The organism is Vibrio viridaestus (assembly GCF_003856525.1).
In the GTDB taxonomy this organism is placed as follows: Bacteria; Pseudomonadota; Gammaproteobacteria; order Enterobacterales; family Vibrionaceae; genus Vibrio; species Vibrio viridaestus.
In genome coordinates, this window is record NZ_RJVQ01000002.1 from 550,401 (window position 1) to 568,118 (window position 17,718).

A 17,718-nucleotide genomic window follows, 5' to 3' on the forward strand; every position below is an offset into this window, starting at 1 on the left:
TCCAAAGTTTAGTAGATAGCCTCTCTTATAAAGATTATAGAAGTGAGAAATGTCTTTTAGATCAATACTTAATTGGTTTTTATTGATAAACTAAACGTTAAGTCAATGAATAAATATGGGTAACCGATTTTGTATAGGTTACAGGTTGTTTAGTCTTCAAGCCCATGGAAGAATCTATGTCCAGTGTATTAAATACGGTTGACCAGCGTACCAACTTAGTCGGTGAGAATCGTCTTGAACTGTTAATGTTTAGTCTTAACAGTCGACAGATTTTTGCCATAAATGTGTTTAAAGTAAAAGAAGTTATTAAGGTGCCTGTACTCACTAAATTACCGGGCTCTCATCACCATATTATCGGTGTTGCTTCTTTACGTGGTGAATCCGTTCCTGTCATCGATCTTAGAGCCGCTATCGGCTTCCCACATTCGGAATATGGCAATACTGAACAAAACCTAATTGTGACTGAATACAATCGTTCTATTCAGGGATTTCTAGTCGGTCAAGTTAAGCATATTGTTAATACTACATGGACTGAAATTCAGCCACCGCCTCGTACAGCAGGTCGTTCTAACTATCTTACAGCTATTACTCAGATCAAGGAGCAGGGGCAACAACATATCGTTGAAATTATCGACGTTGAAAAAGTGTTGGCAGAAATTATCGATTACGATGTCACAATTTCCGAAGAGGTATTGGATAATGAGCTCGTACCTGAAATGAATGGTCGGAGAGTGCTTATTGTTGATGACTCTTCAACGGCGAGAAATCAGGTTCGTGACACACTTTCTCAGCTTGGATTAGAAATCATTGAATGTCGTGACGGCAAAGAAGCATTGGACTTATTGAAAGGGTGGTGTGATGCCGGTAAGACAGTCACTGATGAGATTCTTCTGATGATCACCGATGCGGAAATGCCAGAAATGGATGGCTATCGTCTTACTTATGAGGTTCGTCAGGATGAAAGGATGAAAGATCTTTTCATCACTCTAAATACTTCTTTAAGTGGTAGTTTCAACGAATCCATGGTGAAAAAAGTAGGTTGTGATCGGTTTATTTCTAAGTTCCAGCCTGATTTATTGGTTGAAGTTGCTCAGGATCGTTTGAGAGAAGTACTCGGAACCGATTAATGAAAGTCTCTTGAATGTGTGACAAGTTGGTCGAGTTTATTGGTGAGATCAATAAGCCGACCAGCTACAACGTGAATTACATCCCCCTCTCTCTCCATAATCCCTTTCACCATGAGTATCTTTGCTGTTAAAAAAGCATTCTTTTGCGCCCGAGCGGTCGCTTGCCAGACAACGACATTCGTATTACCACTATCATCTTCGAGAGTCAGAAAGGTTACGCCTGCAGCCGTACCGGGTGACTGACGTCCAGTAACGACTCCGACAACCGTAACTAAGGAACGGTCTGATTTTTGTGTCAGAGCGCTAGCCCGGATAAATTTTCCTAAGTGTCCGGCTTTCTCCAGTAACGTTATAGGGTGATGATCCAGAGAAAGCCCTATAGCGGAATAGTCCTCGATTAGTGAGTCAATATCATTTGGCGCGGTTATTGGCGAATAGTCTGTGGCTTGCTCTTCAGCAAATAGTGGTGTCTCGGTGATGGTATCCATTAGTTCCCAACGAGTTTGGTAGCGGTTTTGTGTCAAGCTAGCCATAGTATTGGCTGACGCTAGTGCCTGCATATCACTGCTGGTTAACTTGATGGCCTTGATTTGGTTGATTGAAGTAAAGCCGTTAAGGGGGCGTGAATAGAGTAATTGTTCAATTCCTTTGACACTTAAATTACGAACTAACCTGAGTCCGAGACGAATCGCCAGATGGCGACCATGTGTCACGACTTGATGATCATAAATAGAGGCATTGATACAAACAGGTAAAATGGTGATGTTATGTCTTCTGGCATCCTGAATGATTTGTGACGGACTATAAAAGCCCATCGGAAGACTATTGAGCAAAGCACTATAGAAGCATTCAGGATAGTAGTATTTTAGCCATGCAGAACAATAAGCTAAGACAGCAAACGACGCTGAGTGACTTTCAGGAAAACCGTATCCAGCAAAGCCACAGATTTGTTCGAAGAGTGTTTCTGCAAAGTTGTGTGAATAGCCATTCTTTTGCATACCACCGATCAATTGTGCTTTGAACTTCATTAACTGACCATTTTTTTTCCATGATGCCATTGCTCTGCGCAGTTGATCGGCTTGGCCTCCAGAAAACCCCGCTGCAACCATGGCTAATTTAATGACTTGCTCCTGAAATATGGGTACACCCATGGTACGTTCTAGTACTTCTTTGACTTCATCTGATGGGTATTCAACTGACTCGATCCCATTACGGCGTTTTAGAAAGGGATGAACCATATCGCCCTGAATCGGACCAGGACGCACAATCGCAATCTGAATGACTAAGTCATAGTAACAGCGAGGCTTTAAGCGAGGAAGCATATTCATTTGCGCGCGTGATTCAATTTGGAATACACCAATCGTATCCGCATTTTGAATCATCTCGTAAACGTTGGCATCGTCCCGTCGCCGGGTGATATCGGCTATTGTGAGTGTCTGGCGATAGTGTGTTTGAATTAATGTAAAGCATTTACGAATGGCAGAAAGCATGCCTAGTGCCAGAACATCCACTTTTAATAATCCTAAACTTTCCAAGTCGTCTTTATCCCACTGGATCACCGTTCGTTCTGCCATGGCGGCATTTTCCACAGGAACCATTTCGTATAGTGGTCCTGACGAAATAACGAAGCCTCCCACATGCTGGGATAGATGACGAGGAAAGCCAATCATCTCCTGAACTAAAGAGATAAATTGCTGACCTTTCAAAGATTCGGGTTTTAAGCCCAGTTGGATCAACTGAGCTTCCCATCCTTGTTCTTTATCTCTACGGTTGACGTTTTTGATAAAATAATCAAGCTGATTTTCTTCTAATCCGAGTGCTTTACCCACATCTCGAATAGCACTTTTGAAGCGATAAGAAATCACAGTAGCCGCTAAGGCAGCTCTTTCGCGACCATATTTCTGATATAAGTACTGGATCACTTCTTCTCGCCGTTCATGCTCGAAGTCGACGTCGATATCTGGTGGCTCATCTCGTTCTTTACTGATAAAACGTTCAAATAGTACTGATATCTGTGTTGGGTCGACAGCCGTAATTTCTAAGCAGTAGCATACGATGGAATTTGCTGCTGATCCGCGTCCTTGATAGAGAATACCGCGGTGTTTAGCGAACATAACCAGATCGTGAATGGTCAGGAAATAGTAGGAGTAGTCGAGTTCTTCAATGAGTACCAACTCTTTTTCTATTGTCTGTTCGATTATTGGCGAAAGACTACCACTAGGGAAGCGTATTGCTTTTCCTTTTTCAACCAGTTGACGTAAATACTGAATTGGTGTCAGACTCTGAGGGACAAGCTCTGTGGGATATTCATAACGTAGTGAAGCCAAGTTGAACTCACATAAAGCGGCAATTACGATACTTTCATCAAGCCATTCACGTTTAAATAATTTGCCTAGTTTTTGAAGCTGTCTCAGGCTACGCTCTGTATTCATTAGTAAGTGGGCGCTGACTTTTTCTACTGCACTATTTAACCTGATAGCGGTGAGTATATGTTGGAGATTAAGTCGTTCAGGAATATGCATAAGAACCCCGCCACAGGCTGTAATAGGGATCTTCAGTTCTACTGCCAGTGACTCAATGTATTGCTGTTGTTCCTGATCATCCGCCATCAGATGGCGTTGTATGCCAATCCAAAGACGATGCTGATGATATTGACGAAGCCAATATCCTATCTCGGTTGTCTGTCCGCTATGTTTAGGAAGCCAGATAACAAGACATTCCTTGACTGACATTAGGTCCCATTCAGAGAGTAAATACTTACCTTTTTCACAGCGTCGACGAGCGTTAGTGATAATTCGGCATAACTCAGCATAGGCTTTACGATTTGGACAAAGGAGCACCAACTGTGTCCCCTGATACTGAAAATAACTGCCTACAATAAGCTTTATCTCTAACTGATGCTGTTTTATGACTGAGTAAGCGCGTACTACCCCAGCTACAGAGCACTCGTCTGTGATGGCTAGGGCCTGATAGCCAAGAGCACATGCTTGAGCAATAAGCTCCTCAGGGTGTGAGGCGCCAGTTAAGAAGGTAAAGTTACTTTGGCAGAAAAGTTCTGCATACTGAAGACGACTCATTAACTAAACCGTCCATGAACAAACCAGTTTTGATGGTTATCGCGGAATACCCATAGCCATTCGCCCTCAACACTATGAGCAATAAAGTAATCGCGAACGATTGGGTTACCATCCCACCAGCCAGTGGCTATTCTCTCTGGCCCTTTTATTAACGAGACTTTTTGTGTTAATGGTCGTGGTTCTAAGTGCAAAAAGCTTGGCCGAATCAGGGCTTTTCTGATTGTTTTTTCTGGTTTGTGGAGCGTCGGCGTATACAGTGAAGAGAGTTCTGGTCTTGGATCATCCGTTAATTGTATTGTACGAACCGCCTCTGTACCTAACTTCGCCTCTAACATGGAGACTAGCTCAAGTGGGGCTAACTGGCCTTGCTCACCTGAAAAAAGATCCTTGGTGTTGTCCTGTCGCGACTCACTACGAACCGCTAATAAACTGAATTGCTGTATGGGGCCTAATAGCTCAAGAGACTCTAAGCGTAATTGAATTAAGTTAAACCATTTCGATGCCAGATATTCACCATGAGCCGCTAATACAGACAATGAGGTATAGTGATAATCACTGTTCTGATTAAACAACTTCTGCTTGAGGACCAGCTGTATTTCAAAAATGGTTTGATTTCTTAACAAGGCAAAGTGTTCTAATCGTTTTAATTGTTGTAATAATGGTTTCTCTAGCCAGCCAATATTATTAATTTCATATAACAGTTCCGTTTCCGTTTGGAATTGCTCTTTAGGAGTAAAGAATGAAAGAGGGTGCTTAAATTGCCCTAGCAACCGACCGACGTAGTTGACGAGCTCGATATTAAAACGTCGGGCTAATTCCGACATAGGTAAGCTAAGTAAATCAGCCAGTGTTTTAATCCCAACGCGATTCAGCATTTCAACCTGACGATGAGCTAAGTCAGTGTGATGTAGTGCAATCGGTTTGATCTCTGCAAGTAGGCGCTCTTTCTCTGCTTCTAATCCATTATGACTTTGACGAGCGAGCAGGCGAGCACTTAATGGTGAAAAGCCTGTGGAGTATGTAAAGCGAACTTTCCACATCGTCATATGATTGTTGAGTACCTGCCAGTAGTTGGAAATATCATGATACAGTCTTAGCATGTTGCTAATTTTTATCAGAATTCCATTTGGTGGGAACAGTACAATATCTGAGCAGATAAGGTATAACCACTGGGCTATTTCATTGAGTATTTTCGTTTCTGATTCTAATTGGTATGGAACTACCGTGAGTTTGTGACTCATTGCTGAAGCACTACTCAAATTCATTCCAATTTTTATTCCTTGAGAGTTTGCCGCTAGGTTGGTCTGTACAATGCGACTTTTCGCACTATCAACAATAGCAGCAGGCTCCGAGTCATCACTAATGTATTGACTGTCTATTTGTAGACAGGGAAAGTGTAAATATAACCACAGCATCCTATTATCCCTGTTGGCGTACCGGGAAAGGAATAATATGCTCATCACGATAATGCGATATTTCTGTAAGATGAGGCCAGCGGGCTGACAAATCCAGACGAAATGGATTGGAATCCCAGCCTCCTTTCTTCTTAATAATCTGAACGATTAAACCAGCTTTAGTCGGTTTGATCTGAAGAGAAACGGAAACGGGTAACGAAAATTGGGTCTGCTTGTCCTGGCGGAATAAAATATTACGACAGCTACCTGTATGACTGGCAACTTCTAAACGTCGAGCATAAGACACCTCTAAGGTATTACACCACAGGAAAACATCACGGCAAGCGCCACTTTTCAGACATTGTTCTGCTGCCCACAAGGCTTGTTTGTCATTGTCAGGCTGAATAATCAGAACTTGTCTCAGATCGATTCCTTCAGTAACTAAAAATTGAGCATGAACTTGCCCTGGTGGCTGAATAAAAACGATGAGACGTGATTGTTCATAGCCTTCTTCCTGTTGCGTGAGCATAGGTATCCACATTCTTAGCTCGCCAATACCGTCACGAGTGCATTTCACTTCAATCGTGCCGTTTATGGGTAACCCACCTTCTAGCATTTTATCAAAGTTTGTAAATCCAGTCGGCCAAGTGTGGGCAAATTCGTACGAATGTATGCCTTGCCAAAGCCACTCTTTTTGCTTGAGGTCATCAATCAGGCTATTCATAACACGTCCAAAATATACTGTACATAAATACAGTATATTTTGGACGTGACGGGATGCAAGAAAAATTTAGATTGTCGGTAGAAACAAAAAGCCCCCGATTTGATGTAGGTGTCAAAACGAGGGGACAAAAAGAAAAGGGGAATAATGGTAACTTATTGTTGTGTCGAAATAATATGAGCAATACCTTCTGCGGTTAAGGCATGATCTTCATGAGAAGGCAGACCAGAAACAACAACGGCTCCGATGATACCACTATTTTTTAGTGTAATAGGGAAGGCACCACCATGGTCGCAAAACTCCATCTCATCAATCTGAGGTTGTGCATTAAAATCAATACCATCAAGTGCATTTTTTACTGATAAGTAATGAGTACTATGACCAAAACGTAAAACACTTTTCCGTTTACGGCGGATCCAGATAAGATTTTCTTCTGTACTACCAGGTAGGGCACATGTAAATAGAACCTGGCTGAAGGCATATACCTCAATTGCAATAGGCAGTTTTCTGTCTTTAGATAACTGGACTAGATACGAACCAAGAGCCCATGCGGTATCAAAGTTAAAATAGGAAAATTGCAGTTCCTGTTCCTGGCTTAGGATATGATCCAATTCATTTGTCATTGATGTATTCTCCCTGTTTTGGATAGTGCGCTGCTCCCGGGAGCAGCGCGTTAGAGTCAAAGAGTAGAATACTTTTAAAATATTTAAACTGACCAATACGTCACTTTGATTGTTTTATTTTATTTATGGGTGTTTGGTCTCAAACACCCATTCTATCTGTGATTGAATGGCATCAAATCATTAGCCTATTTAAGCTTAAATTGACCCACAATAGAGGTAAGTTTTTCGTTTATAAGAGAGATATCGTTGGCTTGTTCCGAGACTAAATTGCCATTTTTGCTCAGCTTTGCAACGATGTCGTTAATCGCAGACATATTGTGGTTTACTTCTTCAGTCACACTACTTTGCTCTTCTGCAGCGGTTGCAATTTGGATACTAAGGTCTTTAATATTGTTCACCTGATGGATAAGTTCGTTCAGAGTCGTATTGACTTCCTCCGTTCCATCAAACGTTTCCTGACTGGTTTTTTGTGTGCTTTCCATTAATGTAATGACATTGGCATTACCTGAGAGAAGCCGCCCGATGGCTTGCTCAATTTCTTCCGTGCTTGATTGTGTTCTACTGGCTAATGCCCTTACCTCATCGGCTACGACAGCAAATCCACGACCTTGATCTCCTGCACGAGCCGCTTCTATTGCTGCGTTAAGTGCTAGGAGGTTTGTTTGTTCGGCGATATCACCAATGACTTTGAGTATATTACTGATATTGGATGTTTCTTCGCTCATCTTCTGCATACTGTGAGATGTATTTCCGACATCAGAGACCAGTCGCGAAACTTTCTGCTTCGCACTATTTAAAACATTGATAGAGGTTCCACCTATTTCTGAAACGTCTTGCGTCGCTCTGGATGAATCACTAGCGTTTTGAGCGACAGAATTAGCTGTTGCGCTCATTTCTTCAATAGCGGTAACAATCTGCTCAGTTTCTTGTTGATGTCGATTCAATACCTGAGCATTTTCTTTCGATGTCTGTTTAAGGTTGGAAACATTACTTTTTAGAACAATGGCGACATCATCGACTTGTAACATCAGTTTTTGTAACTGTTCTATAAAGCGGTTTACGCCTTCGGAGATCTGACCTAAGTCATCATTGCTTTGAACATCAAGCCGTTGAGTTAAGTCGCCATTACCACCGGAGAGACCTGAGATGGTTTTTTTCAATGCGAGGATAGGGCGATATAAAATATTTAAAATAATAATTGTAATCACTGCGCTGAGAACCACATAAACGATAGTTAGAATAATGGTCTGATTTTTTATCTCATCCAGAGCTTTGAATACGATACTTTTATCCAGTCCAACGAGTAGATACCAATTTCGGTCACCGTATTTGATTTGTTCAGAAAACATCACTTTATCTGTGTTAGCGAGGTGGTAATCAGTGATAGCCGATTCATGCATTTTTATCTTTTGAGTCAAGGTATTTAAAGCAGGTATTGAGGTCAGTTTTGTGCCGACCTTAACTGTGGTAGACGTGCTGGCAAGTACGGTATCGTCTTGATTCATAATCACCGCCACCGCGCCATCAAGATCAAATGATTGCACGGCTTTTTTTAAGATAGTCAAAGGAATATCAGCCAAAACCACACCATTACTATCCACTTTCTGACCAATACTCACCATGAGCTCTTTTGTCGTAGCATCTTCGTAAGGCTCGGTATATATGAGGCCACTAGTCGCTATAGCTTGTGAGTACCATGGACGCTTAGTTGGGTCATAACTAGGTGGGTTCTTGTGATTTTCCCATCCGGGGAGGTCTGCAGAGCAGTAGGCATCACCATTGGAAAAACCAATTGTCAGATTAGCAATATCACCGGCATTTGCAGCGATTCTCATTCGCTCTGCGTGATGTTCTGTATAACCATATTTTTGATAGTCTTGAGCGACTTTACTGACAGCTTGAGACTTTGTATTAATAAAGTTTACGAGTCTATCGGATTCGAGTTGTACCCTATCTTGCATACCTTGATAAAGAGTTTGTTTAAAAACGGTGCTGATAGCCTGATAGTTGAAGTAGCTGGATGTCCCGACAGAAAGGGCGGTGATACACACCATTGAGAAAAGGAGTGTTTTCTTAAAGCCGAATTGTTTCATGAATACCCTCAGTTTACCTGATTAGCCAACGTATTATTTGTATTATTAGAGAGTAGACATAAACGTGTTGTTTTACGTAATTACATTCATATTAAATTCGAAGAGTAGTAAAGAAGAAATGACATAAATATGCCATTTCTGATTGTGATTGGATTACCGTTTAGGTTGGGCATCAATACATTGCCCATGGGTTTCTTTTCCTTCAGGTGCCATGAGGTAGAGATACAGTGGCATAATATCGAGCGGTGTTTTTAATGTTTCAGGGGCTTCTGCCGGAAATGCTTGAGCTCTCATCCCTGTGCGTGTCGCACCAGGATTGATGGCATTCACTCGAATCTGGGTATCTTTAAGCTCATCAGCCAGAACCTGCATCATCCCTTCGGTAGCGAACTTGGATATAGAATAACTGCCCCACAATGCTCGCCCAATATGACCTACAGTTGATGAAGTAAAGACGACTCGGGCATCCTGAGATGCTTTCAATAACGGTAAAATAGCTTGAGTTAGCATAAGTTGTGAGCGGACATTAACCTGCATTACATCATCAAAAACGTCAATATCAATATGCTCTAACGGCGTCAGTGTTCCTAGTAGTCCGGCGTTATGTAATACACCATCTAGGCGACCAAACTGTTCGCGAATAACATTCGCCATATCCTGATAATGGGTTGCTTTGGCCCCAATCATATCGAGTGGGATTATGGCCGGTTGTGGTCCTCCTTGAGCTTCAATGAGATCATATGTTTGTTCGAGCTTCGCAACGGTTCTGCCTAACAAAATGACAGTCGCCCCGTATTGCGCGTAACTCAGCGCGGCTTGTCTACCAATCCCATCGCCTGCGCCAGTGACAAGAATCACTTTATTTTTAAGTGCTTCTTTATCAATCGAATAGTCCACAGATAATCTCCTTCTGTTATGATTTGCGTAATAACACAGGTACAATACACCAAATCACAAATAAGAGGATTAATGCATTGGAATTTTTATCGGAATATGGCTTGTTTTTAGCCAAAATCGTGACATTTATAGCTGCGATAATTGCATTGCTTGTGATTGTAAAAGCGGTGAACAGCAAAGGTCCAAAAGGCGAACTAGAAGTTACAGACCTTACTGAAAAACATAAAGAAACCGTAAAGCATCTAGAAGCTCACATTCATGATGATGCTTATATTAAAGCTCAGCACAAGTTAGAAAAGAAACAGGCAAAAGCGAAAGCCAAATCGACCGAAAAGGCAGCTAAAAAAGCGGCAAAAGCGGGTACGTTAGAAGCCAAACGGGAACCGCATCTGTTTGTGATTGAATTCCACGGCAGTATTGATGCAAAAGAAGTCAGCTCTTTACGAGAAGAAGTCACAGCGATTCTTGCTGTAGCTAAAGACGGCGATGAAGTATTACTAAAGCTTGAGACTGGTGGCGGCATGGTTCACGGTTATGGTTTGGCTGCGTCTCAGTTAGATAGAATTAAATCTGCGGGGCTACCTCTGACGATTTCCGTAGACAAAGTGGCGGCAAGTGGCGGTTATATGATGGCTTGTATCGCGGATAAAATAGTGTCTGCGCCTTTTGCTATCGTTGGATCAATTGGTGTTATTGCTCAGCTACCTAACTTTAATAAGTTATTGAAAAAATGCGATATTGAGTATGAACAATTAACGGCGGGTGAGTTTAAACGTACCTTAACCGTTTTTGGTGAAAATACCGATAAAGCACGAGAAAAATTCAAGCAAGAACTGGAAGAGACGCACGGTTTATTTAAAGATTTTATTCGTGACCATCGTCCTGATCTTGATGTGGATAGTGTGGCGACTGGTGAACATTGGTTTGGTACACAGGCAAAAGACTTAGGATTGGTTGATGAAATTAAAACCTCCGATGATCTTATTGTTGAGGCCTGCAAAAGCAAAACTGTTTTGGCCATTCAGTATGTTCAGAAGAAAAAATTAACGGATAAACTGGCTGGTGTTGCTGGTGAAGCGGCAGAGAACATCTTTATGCGCCTGCTGAGTAAAGGCCAACGTCCATTTATGTGATAATTTTAGTGTCAGAAGAACACGTTATTTCTTCTGACACTTAATTACGCATCAGCATATTTCCCTCAAAAGATATGTAGCACAAGTATTTCCCACTTATTTTGTATTTCATTCAAATTTTAGATTAAATTTTATTCATTATCAGGCGCTAAACTACTGTGGAGAATTTAATTTAACAGGATGTTATATGAATAAGTTAAGTCTAAAACAGATATTATTGATTTCTGTTTTATCTTTAGTTGGTATTTCCGTTGCGATTTCCAGCTATCTTTCTTACCTCAAACAAGAGCAGAATCTTGCTCAAGCCATCTCTAGCTCCAGTGCTGAATTAGCAATGAATCATGCGAAAGCATTAGAACAGTTCATTAGCGAAAAAGTCGATGGATTAAAAAGCATTGGTCAGCTGTATAAAGATCATCCTCTACCCGGAAATAGTGATCAAGACTACATTGAGCTAGCAAAAGTCTTTGCTAATAGTATGAATACGGGCAGTTCGTTTATTGGTTTTGAAAAAAATGGCGATGCTTTCTGGAGCCTTGAAACAGCAACATGGCCAAATCATAAATTTAACGGGGATGTACGGACAAAAAGTTACTATAAAGATGGTCGTAAAGCTGAAGTACCATCCATGACAGAGCCTTATCCCGATTCATCAGATGCGAGTATTTACTGGATAAGTATGGTACAGAAAATCCAGCAGGGGATGATTGGTGTCGACATGAAATTAGGTTTCCTTAACAGTCTCGTTAAGGATGCGGCAGGGACACAGGGTAACGTTGCACTTATCCTCAACAAAGACACCACAGTATTAGCCTCTTCAGATGTAGATAATATTAAAGTAAGCATTAAAGCGAACAGTCTTGATTGGTTTAAAGCCGTTGCTGAGAATGTGGTGAATCAGGCTTCCCTGACACAGGAATACCAGCATGGGCAAAAGAAAATTGCGTTCTCACACCAAATTAAGGTTGCGGACAAAACGTGGTATTTTGTACTTATTCTAGATAAGGCAGAGGCTTTTCATGCTCTTGCTGAGGCAAGGAATGCATCAATTATTACGACGATCATCGTGACGCTAATCAGTTTAATTATCGCTTATTTTGTTATTCAGTTGGCTTACAGACCTATTCTATCGTTAAAGGCAATGATCAGCAGTTTGGCTAGTGGGGAAGGCGATCTTACGCAACGTCTTGAAGTTAAATCCAAAGATGACCTTGGTCAGATAGCTGATAACGTGAATAAATTTATTAGTAATCTGCAAGAGATGATGGTTGAGATTAAGAGCTCATCGGTTGTCCTTCACGATAATATTAGCCAAATGAAAGTCTTTTCTGAAAATAATGCCAAAATTCTTGATAACCATGTGATTGAAACTGAGCAGGTTGTAACGGCAATAGAAGAGATGAATGCGACGTCTTCCTCAATGGCGACAGACATAGCCAATGCCGCCAGCCTTGCACAGCAAACGAACGATAAAAGTGATATTTCGCGTAACATTGTGGCTAAGTCAAAACAGAATATTAGCGAGTTAATTGAAGGGGTTGAGGTTTCCGCTAAACATGTTCAGAACATGAGTTCTGAGACGGAAAATATTAATACCATATTGAGTGTGATTGGTGACATTGCCGAGCAGACAAATTTACTAGCTTTGAATGCTGCGATAGAGGCCGCTCGTGCAGGAGATCAAGGTCGGGGGTTTGCTGTTGTTGCTGATGAAGTGCGTAACTTAGCGACAAGAACCAAGACGAGTACGGAGCAGATAGAAGAAGCATTAACCCGATTACTGAAAGGGAGTCAGGAAATCGTTTCTGCGATGGAAGATACCAAGGCGAAATGTTGGGAAACATCCAGTGAGTCCGACAATGTGGTTGAAAGTCTTAGTGAGATTACCAACGCTATCATTCAGATTAATGAACTCAGCACTCAGATTGCAACTGCAGCAGAAGAACAAAGCAGTGTTACTCATGATGTGAGCCGAAATATGAACTCATTGAGTGAGATTGTGAATGACCTTGCTGAAAACGGTGAACAGTCATTATCACGTATGACGGACATTACTCAGGTTGATCATCAGTTAAGCCAGATCGTGGGACGTTTTAAACTGTAACCTGTCATTGATATTGGAGCGTATCAATATGAATGATGCGCTCTATTTTTATAGGATGAATAGAGCCAAACAATAAAGGAAAATACCAGACCACTTATCAGTCCCGCTAGATGAGCTTGAATCGCGACACGCGCGCCAATCAGTTCCTGAGTGTAGGCCGAAGGTCCAAATGTTTGTTCCCATACGACTTTTCCAATCACACCAATAACCAATAACCAACTTCCCTTTCGACCATTAAGAGCCTCATTAAACGCAAAGTAAGCAAATATCCCGTGTAATGCACCTGATAGTCCGACATAGTTATCTAACGAACTGCAGAGCAGGCTTAATCCTACTGTAAAGCTGGTTAATAGAGTGACTTTCAGATAGAGAGAACCTCTGGGGCGAAAAATATAGGCGATAATCCAAAGGGCAAGAATATTCATCGCGAAATGATCAAAGTTGGTATGGGCAAAATTTCCTGATAGGATTCGCCACCATTGAAAATGTTCGATCGCATATCGATTCCAGCTAAACAATCGTGCCACTGGCTCGAATAGTGCGGCAATACTCGGTATGCTTAATAAAATTAGAGAGAAATAAAGGTTCACATGGCTTCTCGTTATTGTTCTCGATGTGGTAAGGCATTAAAAGCCTGTATTTGTCAGCATATCACAGCACTGCATTCTGATGTGGAACTGATCATATTACAACATCCATCCGAGGAACATCGCCCGATGGGGACGGCCAGAATTTTAAGTTTGTCTCTCAATCGTTGTCACCATATTATCGGTGAAGACTTTTCCAATAATGAAGAACTTAATCAGTTGCTTAGCGACACTGAGTATCAGCATTACGTTCTTTATCCCTGCGATGAGGCAATCGAGGTGAGTCAAATACCAAGTGCCACTCATTCGAGTAAAAAAATTCGGGTTATCCTACTTGATGGCACGTGGAAAAAAGCCTTTAAAATCTGGCAACTATCGACAAACCTATCATCTCTCCCTGTTCTGGCGCTACCTGATGATCTGATCGGTAATTACCGTATTCGAAAAGCGCCAAGTGAGAACAGTTTATCGACCGTGGAAGCGGGTTTTCATATACTGACAATACTGCAACCCGAGCAGGACTTTTCACCATTATTAAATACGTTTAATGAGATGATCGAGTTTCAGATTCGTCAGATGCCTGCGGGCGTTTATGAACGTAACTATAAATCTTAATAGTTATGTGCGGAGAATAACTCCTGATGAAGACGCTGAGCATAGGCATCCGTCATTGCGGCAATGTAGTCACAGATGACCCTCATCCCCTGATGAGAATGCGCTTCTGCCTGACGCCATTTTTCCTGTGTGGATTCTGGTAGTAAGCGTTCTGGATCTGCACTCAACGCCTCAAATAAGTCCATAATAATTTGCTGCCCTTTGTATTCAAAGCGTTGGACTTTCGGTATATGAATCACAAATTGACTGACAAATTTCTTCAAAACTTCCAGTGTTTGCGTCATTGGAACCGTTAAGTAGGCATTATGTGCCAGTATAGGATTGGTAAAATGACCATCGACTGGCTGAATTTGAATACTGGTCAATAGTGCGTTAACCAGGCTACCTATCGCATCTTTACGCAGATAGTGCTTACCTGAGAAGAGCTTGTCAGTAATGAGGTTGATATTCTCGCTTAGCCATTCATCACCACAGCGACTGAGTTGTGGGTAGGCAGCCTGCATCCACTGTTCTCTGTTTACCATGCCCAGCACGATGGCATCTTCCAAATCATGAACACCATAAGCAATATCATCGGCCAGTTCCATAATGGAGGCATCGAGTGATTTGTATTTCGTTCTGGCGTGGCTATATTGAGATAAAATAGTATCTCTGTGCGTTTCTAGCTCTTGTTTATCATCATCGGATAGCGGAGATAAAACCCAGTCAAATACCTGACTGTCACAATCGTATATTCCTTTTGCAGGTGCCCATTCGCTGGCTTTTAGCTGGCGCTGATGTATCACTGGTTCGGGATCTTTTTCCGAGTGTAATTGGCTCAGCAGACTGGGATATTTGAGCAAGCCAAGTAATGTGCGGCGAGCCAGATTCATCCCATGATGTTCAGTATAGGGTTCCAGGCAGGTGACAATACGAAAGGTCTGCGCATTACCTTCAAATCCACCATGCTCACGCATCATATAGTTCAAGGCAATTTCTCCACCATGACCAAAAGGTGGATGACCAATATCATGAGCCAAACACAGTGCGTCTATCAAACTTTCGCATGGAAGAAGAGATTGATAATCGGGTTGCTTGATGCCTATCTGAGCAACAATTCCGGTTCCAATTTGCGATGCTTCGAGAGAGTGAGTAAGGCGCGTGCGGTGAAAGTCATTCAGATTAGTACCATGGACTTGAGTTTTCGCTTGAAGACGACGGAAGGCAGCCGAATGGAGAATACGTGCACGATCGCGCTGAAAAGGGCTACGATGGTCATTACGTCTGACTTTATTCTCATCATTAAACCGTTCTTGCCAACTCATATTGATCTGCATTTTAGTCACTCCCGTTACTTAGCTAATGTCATCTAACGTTAGTTCAAAACTCGGGGCGAACGTATCAATGAAATACAGCATTTCCGGTGATTCTCTTTCTTTTAGCGTAACCTCTAGCCGGCGTTTTGCCCGAGAATATTCGTGATTTCCGGCACTTAATTCCTCAAGGCATTTTAAATACGCACAGATACAATCAGCTTGTTTAACGATACTGGCATCTTCAGCGTGAGCAGCATCAGAAAGCAGGTAAGGCGCGAAGTCTTCATGAAACTCTTCGGGCAGCATAGACAGTAATTTCTTTTCCGCTGACGCCTCAATCTTTTTGTACTCTTTCGCAATATCGGGGTTGTAGTATTTTACGGGAGTTGGGAGATCTCCGGTCAGAACTTCACTACTGTCATGGTACATCGCCTTAATGGCAATTCTCTCTGGATTCACATTCCCGCCAAACTTTTTGTTCTTAATCACCGCAAGAGCATGGGCGACGAAAGCAACCTGCAGGCTGTGTTCAGAAATGTTTTCTGTTGAGACGGAGCGCATCAATGGCCAGCGCTGAATGAGCTTCATTCGGGCCAGATGGGCGAAAAAGTGACTTTGTTCCATACTTATAACCTTTTTTACTGCTTAAAAAACAATAGGCTCATTTCCAGTGTACAGAAGTGAGCCTATTGTGCATACCGAAACAGTAATAAATTACTTCTGTTTGTAGGTACTTAAGAAGCGTTCAAAGCGACTGATGGCTACCTCGAGTTCATCGACATAAGGTAGAGTAACAATACGAACGTGGTCGGGTTTTGGCCAGTTAAAGCCTGATCCCTGAACTAACAGTACTTTTTCCTGAATCAGGAAGTCGAGCACCATTTGCTGATCGTCTTTAATATTGTATTTCTTCGTGTCAATTTTAGGGAACAAGTACATCGCCCCTTTAGGTTTAACACAAGAAACGCCCGGGATCTGGTTAATCATCTCCCAAGCTTTATCGCGTTGCTCAAGCAGACGACCACCTGGCAGAATCAGTTCATTGATACTTTGATATCCGCCCAGCGCGGTTTGAATCGCGTGCTGCATTGGCACATTGGCACATAAACGCATTGACGCGAGAATATCGAGACCCGCGACGTAGCCGTCAGCAATGTGTTTCGGACCTGTGATAAACATCCAGCCGCCACGAAAGCCACAAACACGGTACGCTTTTGACAAACCGTTAAAGGTTACCATAAGAACGTCGTCAGCCAGTGTCGCAATTGAAGTATGCGTTGCACCGTCAAACAGAATCTTATCGTATATTTCATCAGCAAAGATGATCAGCTTATGTTTGCGGGCTATCTCAACCACTTCCAATAGGAAATCGCGAGAGTAAACCGCGCCCGTTGGGTTGTTCGGGTTAATAAGAACAATACCACGGGTTTTTGGGGTTATTTTCTTTTTAATATCGTCAAGATCAGGAAACCAATCTGATTCTTCGTCACACAGGTAATGAACTGCTTTACCACCGGAGAGTGCAACAGAGGCTGTCCAAAGAGGGTAGTCTGGTGCTGGCACTAACATCTCATCGCCATTATTAAGTAGAGCTTGCATCGACATAACAATCAGCTCAGAAGCGCCATTTCCGATATAAACATCTTCAACACTGAGGTTTCTCAGGCCTTTGCGTTGATAATATTGAACTACGGCTTTACGAGCTGAATAGATGCCTTTTGAATCACAATACCCTTGAGAGGTAGGTAAGTTACGAATAACGTCGACAAGAATCTCGTCCGGGGCGTCAAAACCAAATGGGGCTGGGTTACCGATATTTAGCTTCAGTATTTTATTGCCTTCTTCTTCCATGCGCTTAGCATGTTTAAGTACAGGCCCCCTAATGTCATAGCAGACATTATCGAGTTTGGACGACATCCCGATATTTTGCATTGTGAGATTCCTAGATATAGTTGAGTTTCTTTATTAAGTTACACTAAATTGATGTTTAAAAGAATATAAATCTAGGAACTGACCAATTTTAAACTAGAGGTTTCTCACCATGTGATTTAA

General features: G+C 42.0%; 14 protein-coding genes. 4 read left to right on the forward strand and 10 right to left on the reverse strand.

Features of this window, described 5'->3' with window-relative positions; translation table 11 throughout:
- The first annotated feature begins 176 nt into the window (after positions 1-176).
- A complete protein-coding gene (locus EES38_RS06470) occupies positions 177-1,127 on the forward strand; it encodes a chemotaxis protein CheV (protein ID WP_124936349.1) in 951 nt (316 codons plus the stop codon).
- Here the strand turns inward: EES38_RS06470 and EES38_RS06475 are convergent.
- From EES38_RS06475 to EES38_RS06500, 6 genes are all read right to left on the reverse strand, one after another.
- A complete protein-coding gene (locus tag EES38_RS06475; protein WP_124936350.1) occupies positions 1,124-4,204 on the reverse strand; it encodes an error-prone DNA polymerase in 3,081 nt (1,026 codons plus the stop codon). The two genes, EES38_RS06470 and EES38_RS06475, sit on opposite strands and share 4 nt — an antisense overlap.
- Positions 4,204-5,619 (reverse strand): Y-family DNA polymerase, encoded by a 1,416-nt coding sequence (locus EES38_RS06480; RefSeq protein WP_124936351.1) that lies wholly within the window; start codon positions 5,617-5,619, stop codon positions 4,204-4,206. Before EES38_RS06480 ends, EES38_RS06475 begins: the two co-directional genes overlap by 1 nt.
- A 4-nt stretch (positions 5,620-5,623) precedes the next feature.
- Complete coding sequence (gene imuA, locus EES38_RS06485; RefSeq protein WP_124936352.1) at positions 5,624-6,322, reverse strand: translesion DNA synthesis-associated protein ImuA; 699 nt, start codon at positions 6,320-6,322, stop codon at positions 5,624-5,626.
- 152 nt (positions 6,323-6,474) lie between these two features.
- Entirely contained in the window at positions 6,475-6,942 is a 468-nt protein-coding gene (locus tag EES38_RS06490; protein ID WP_124936353.1) for a heme-degrading domain-containing protein, read from the reverse strand.
- A 185-nt stretch (positions 6,943-7,127) separates the two neighbouring features.
- Positions 7,128-9,035: a methyl-accepting chemotaxis protein gene (locus tag EES38_RS06495; protein ID WP_124936354.1), complete on the reverse strand. Its 1,908-nt coding sequence runs from the start codon at positions 9,033-9,035 to the stop codon at positions 7,128-7,130.
- 153 nt (positions 9,036-9,188) lie between these two features.
- Positions 9,189-9,932 carry a YciK family oxidoreductase gene (locus tag EES38_RS06500; protein WP_124936355.1) on the reverse strand — a complete coding sequence of 248 codons (744 nt, stop codon included), beginning with the start codon at positions 9,930-9,932 and terminating at the stop codon, positions 9,189-9,191.
- A gap of 77 nt (positions 9,933-10,009) precedes the next feature.
- Here EES38_RS06500 and sohB point away from each other — a divergent pair, with 77 nt between their 5' ends.
- On the forward strand, positions 10,010-11,065 hold the full coding sequence (gene sohB, locus EES38_RS06505; RefSeq protein ID WP_124936356.1) for a protease SohB: 1,056 nt from the start codon (positions 10,010-10,012) through the stop codon (positions 11,063-11,065).
- Positions 11,066-11,252: 187 nt separating this feature from the next.
- The gene (locus EES38_RS06510; protein ID WP_124936357.1) at positions 11,253-13,169 is read left to right on the forward strand and encodes a methyl-accepting chemotaxis protein; all 1,917 of its coding nucleotides are present in this window, start codon (positions 11,253-11,255) and stop codon (positions 13,167-13,169) included.
- A 23-nt stretch (positions 13,170-13,192) separates the two neighbouring features.
- On the opposite strand, the gene rrtA is transcribed toward EES38_RS06510, so the two are convergent.
- The gene (gene rrtA / locus EES38_RS06515; protein ID WP_124936358.1) at positions 13,193-13,759 is read right to left on the reverse strand and encodes a rhombosortase; all 567 of its coding nucleotides are present in this window, start codon (positions 13,757-13,759) and stop codon (positions 13,193-13,195) included.
- On the opposite strand from rrtA, the gene EES38_RS06520 reads away from it, so the two are divergent.
- A complete protein-coding gene (locus tag EES38_RS06520) occupies positions 13,760-14,371 on the forward strand; it encodes a tRNA-uridine aminocarboxypropyltransferase (protein ID WP_124936359.1) in 612 nt (203 codons plus the stop codon).
- Here the strand turns inward: EES38_RS06520 and EES38_RS06525 are convergent.
- From EES38_RS06525 to EES38_RS06535, 3 genes are all read right to left on the reverse strand, one after another.
- Complete coding sequence (locus EES38_RS06525; RefSeq protein ID WP_124936360.1) at positions 14,368-15,687, reverse strand: anti-phage deoxyguanosine triphosphatase; 1,320 nt, start codon at positions 15,685-15,687, stop codon at positions 14,368-14,370. The genes EES38_RS06520 and EES38_RS06525 overlap by 4 nt on opposite strands.
- Before the next feature lie 18 nt (positions 15,688-15,705).
- Positions 15,706-16,290 (reverse strand): 5'-deoxynucleotidase, encoded by a 585-nt coding sequence (gene yfbR / locus EES38_RS06530; protein WP_124936361.1) that lies wholly within the window; start codon positions 16,288-16,290, stop codon positions 15,706-15,708.
- Between the two features lie 90 nt (positions 16,291-16,380).
- On the reverse strand, positions 16,381-17,598 hold the full coding sequence (locus EES38_RS06535) for a pyridoxal phosphate-dependent aminotransferase (RefSeq protein ID WP_124936362.1): 1,218 nt from the start codon (positions 17,596-17,598) through the stop codon (positions 16,381-16,383).
- Positions 17,599-17,718: the final 120 nt, after the last annotated feature.

What these genes read in the sequence shown, in the direction of transcription:
- EES38_RS06520 (WP_124936359.1), top strand. Translation starts at nt 13,760, where the DNA reads ATGGCTTCTCGTTATTGTTCTCGATGTGGTAAGGCATTAAAAGCCTGT.
- EES38_RS06495 (WP_124936354.1), bottom strand. Translation starts at nt 9,035, where the DNA reads ATGAAACAATTCGGCTTTAAGAAAACACTCCTTTTCTCAATGGTGTGT.
- EES38_RS06525 (WP_124936360.1), bottom strand. Translation starts at nt 15,687, where the DNA reads ATGCAGATCAATATGAGTTGGCAAGAACGGTTTAATGATGAGAATAAA.
- EES38_RS06535 (WP_124936362.1), bottom strand. Translation starts at nt 17,598, where the DNA reads ATGCAAAATATCGGGATGTCGTCCAAACTCGATAATGTCTGCTATGAC.
- EES38_RS06470 (WP_124936349.1), top strand. Translation starts at nt 177, where the DNA reads ATGTCCAGTGTATTAAATACGGTTGACCAGCGTACCAACTTAGTCGGT.
- EES38_RS06475 (WP_124936350.1), bottom strand. Translation starts at nt 4,204, where the DNA reads ATGAGTCGTCTTCAGTATGCAGAACTTTTCTGCCAAAGTAACTTTACC.
- EES38_RS06490 (WP_124936353.1), bottom strand. Translation starts at nt 6,942, where the DNA reads ATGACAAATGAATTGGATCATATCCTAAGCCAGGAACAGGAACTGCAA.
- imuA (WP_124936352.1), bottom strand. Translation starts at nt 6,322, where the DNA reads ATGAATAGCCTGATTGATGACCTCAAGCAAAAAGAGTGGCTTTGGCAA.
- EES38_RS06480 (WP_124936351.1), bottom strand. Translation starts at nt 5,619, where the DNA reads ATGCTGTGGTTATATTTACACTTTCCCTGTCTACAAATAGACAGTCAA.
- EES38_RS06510 (WP_124936357.1), top strand. Translation starts at nt 11,253, where the DNA reads ATGAATAAGTTAAGTCTAAAACAGATATTATTGATTTCTGTTTTATCT.
- yfbR (WP_124936361.1), bottom strand. Translation starts at nt 16,290, where the DNA reads ATGGAACAAAGTCACTTTTTCGCCCATCTGGCCCGAATGAAGCTCATT.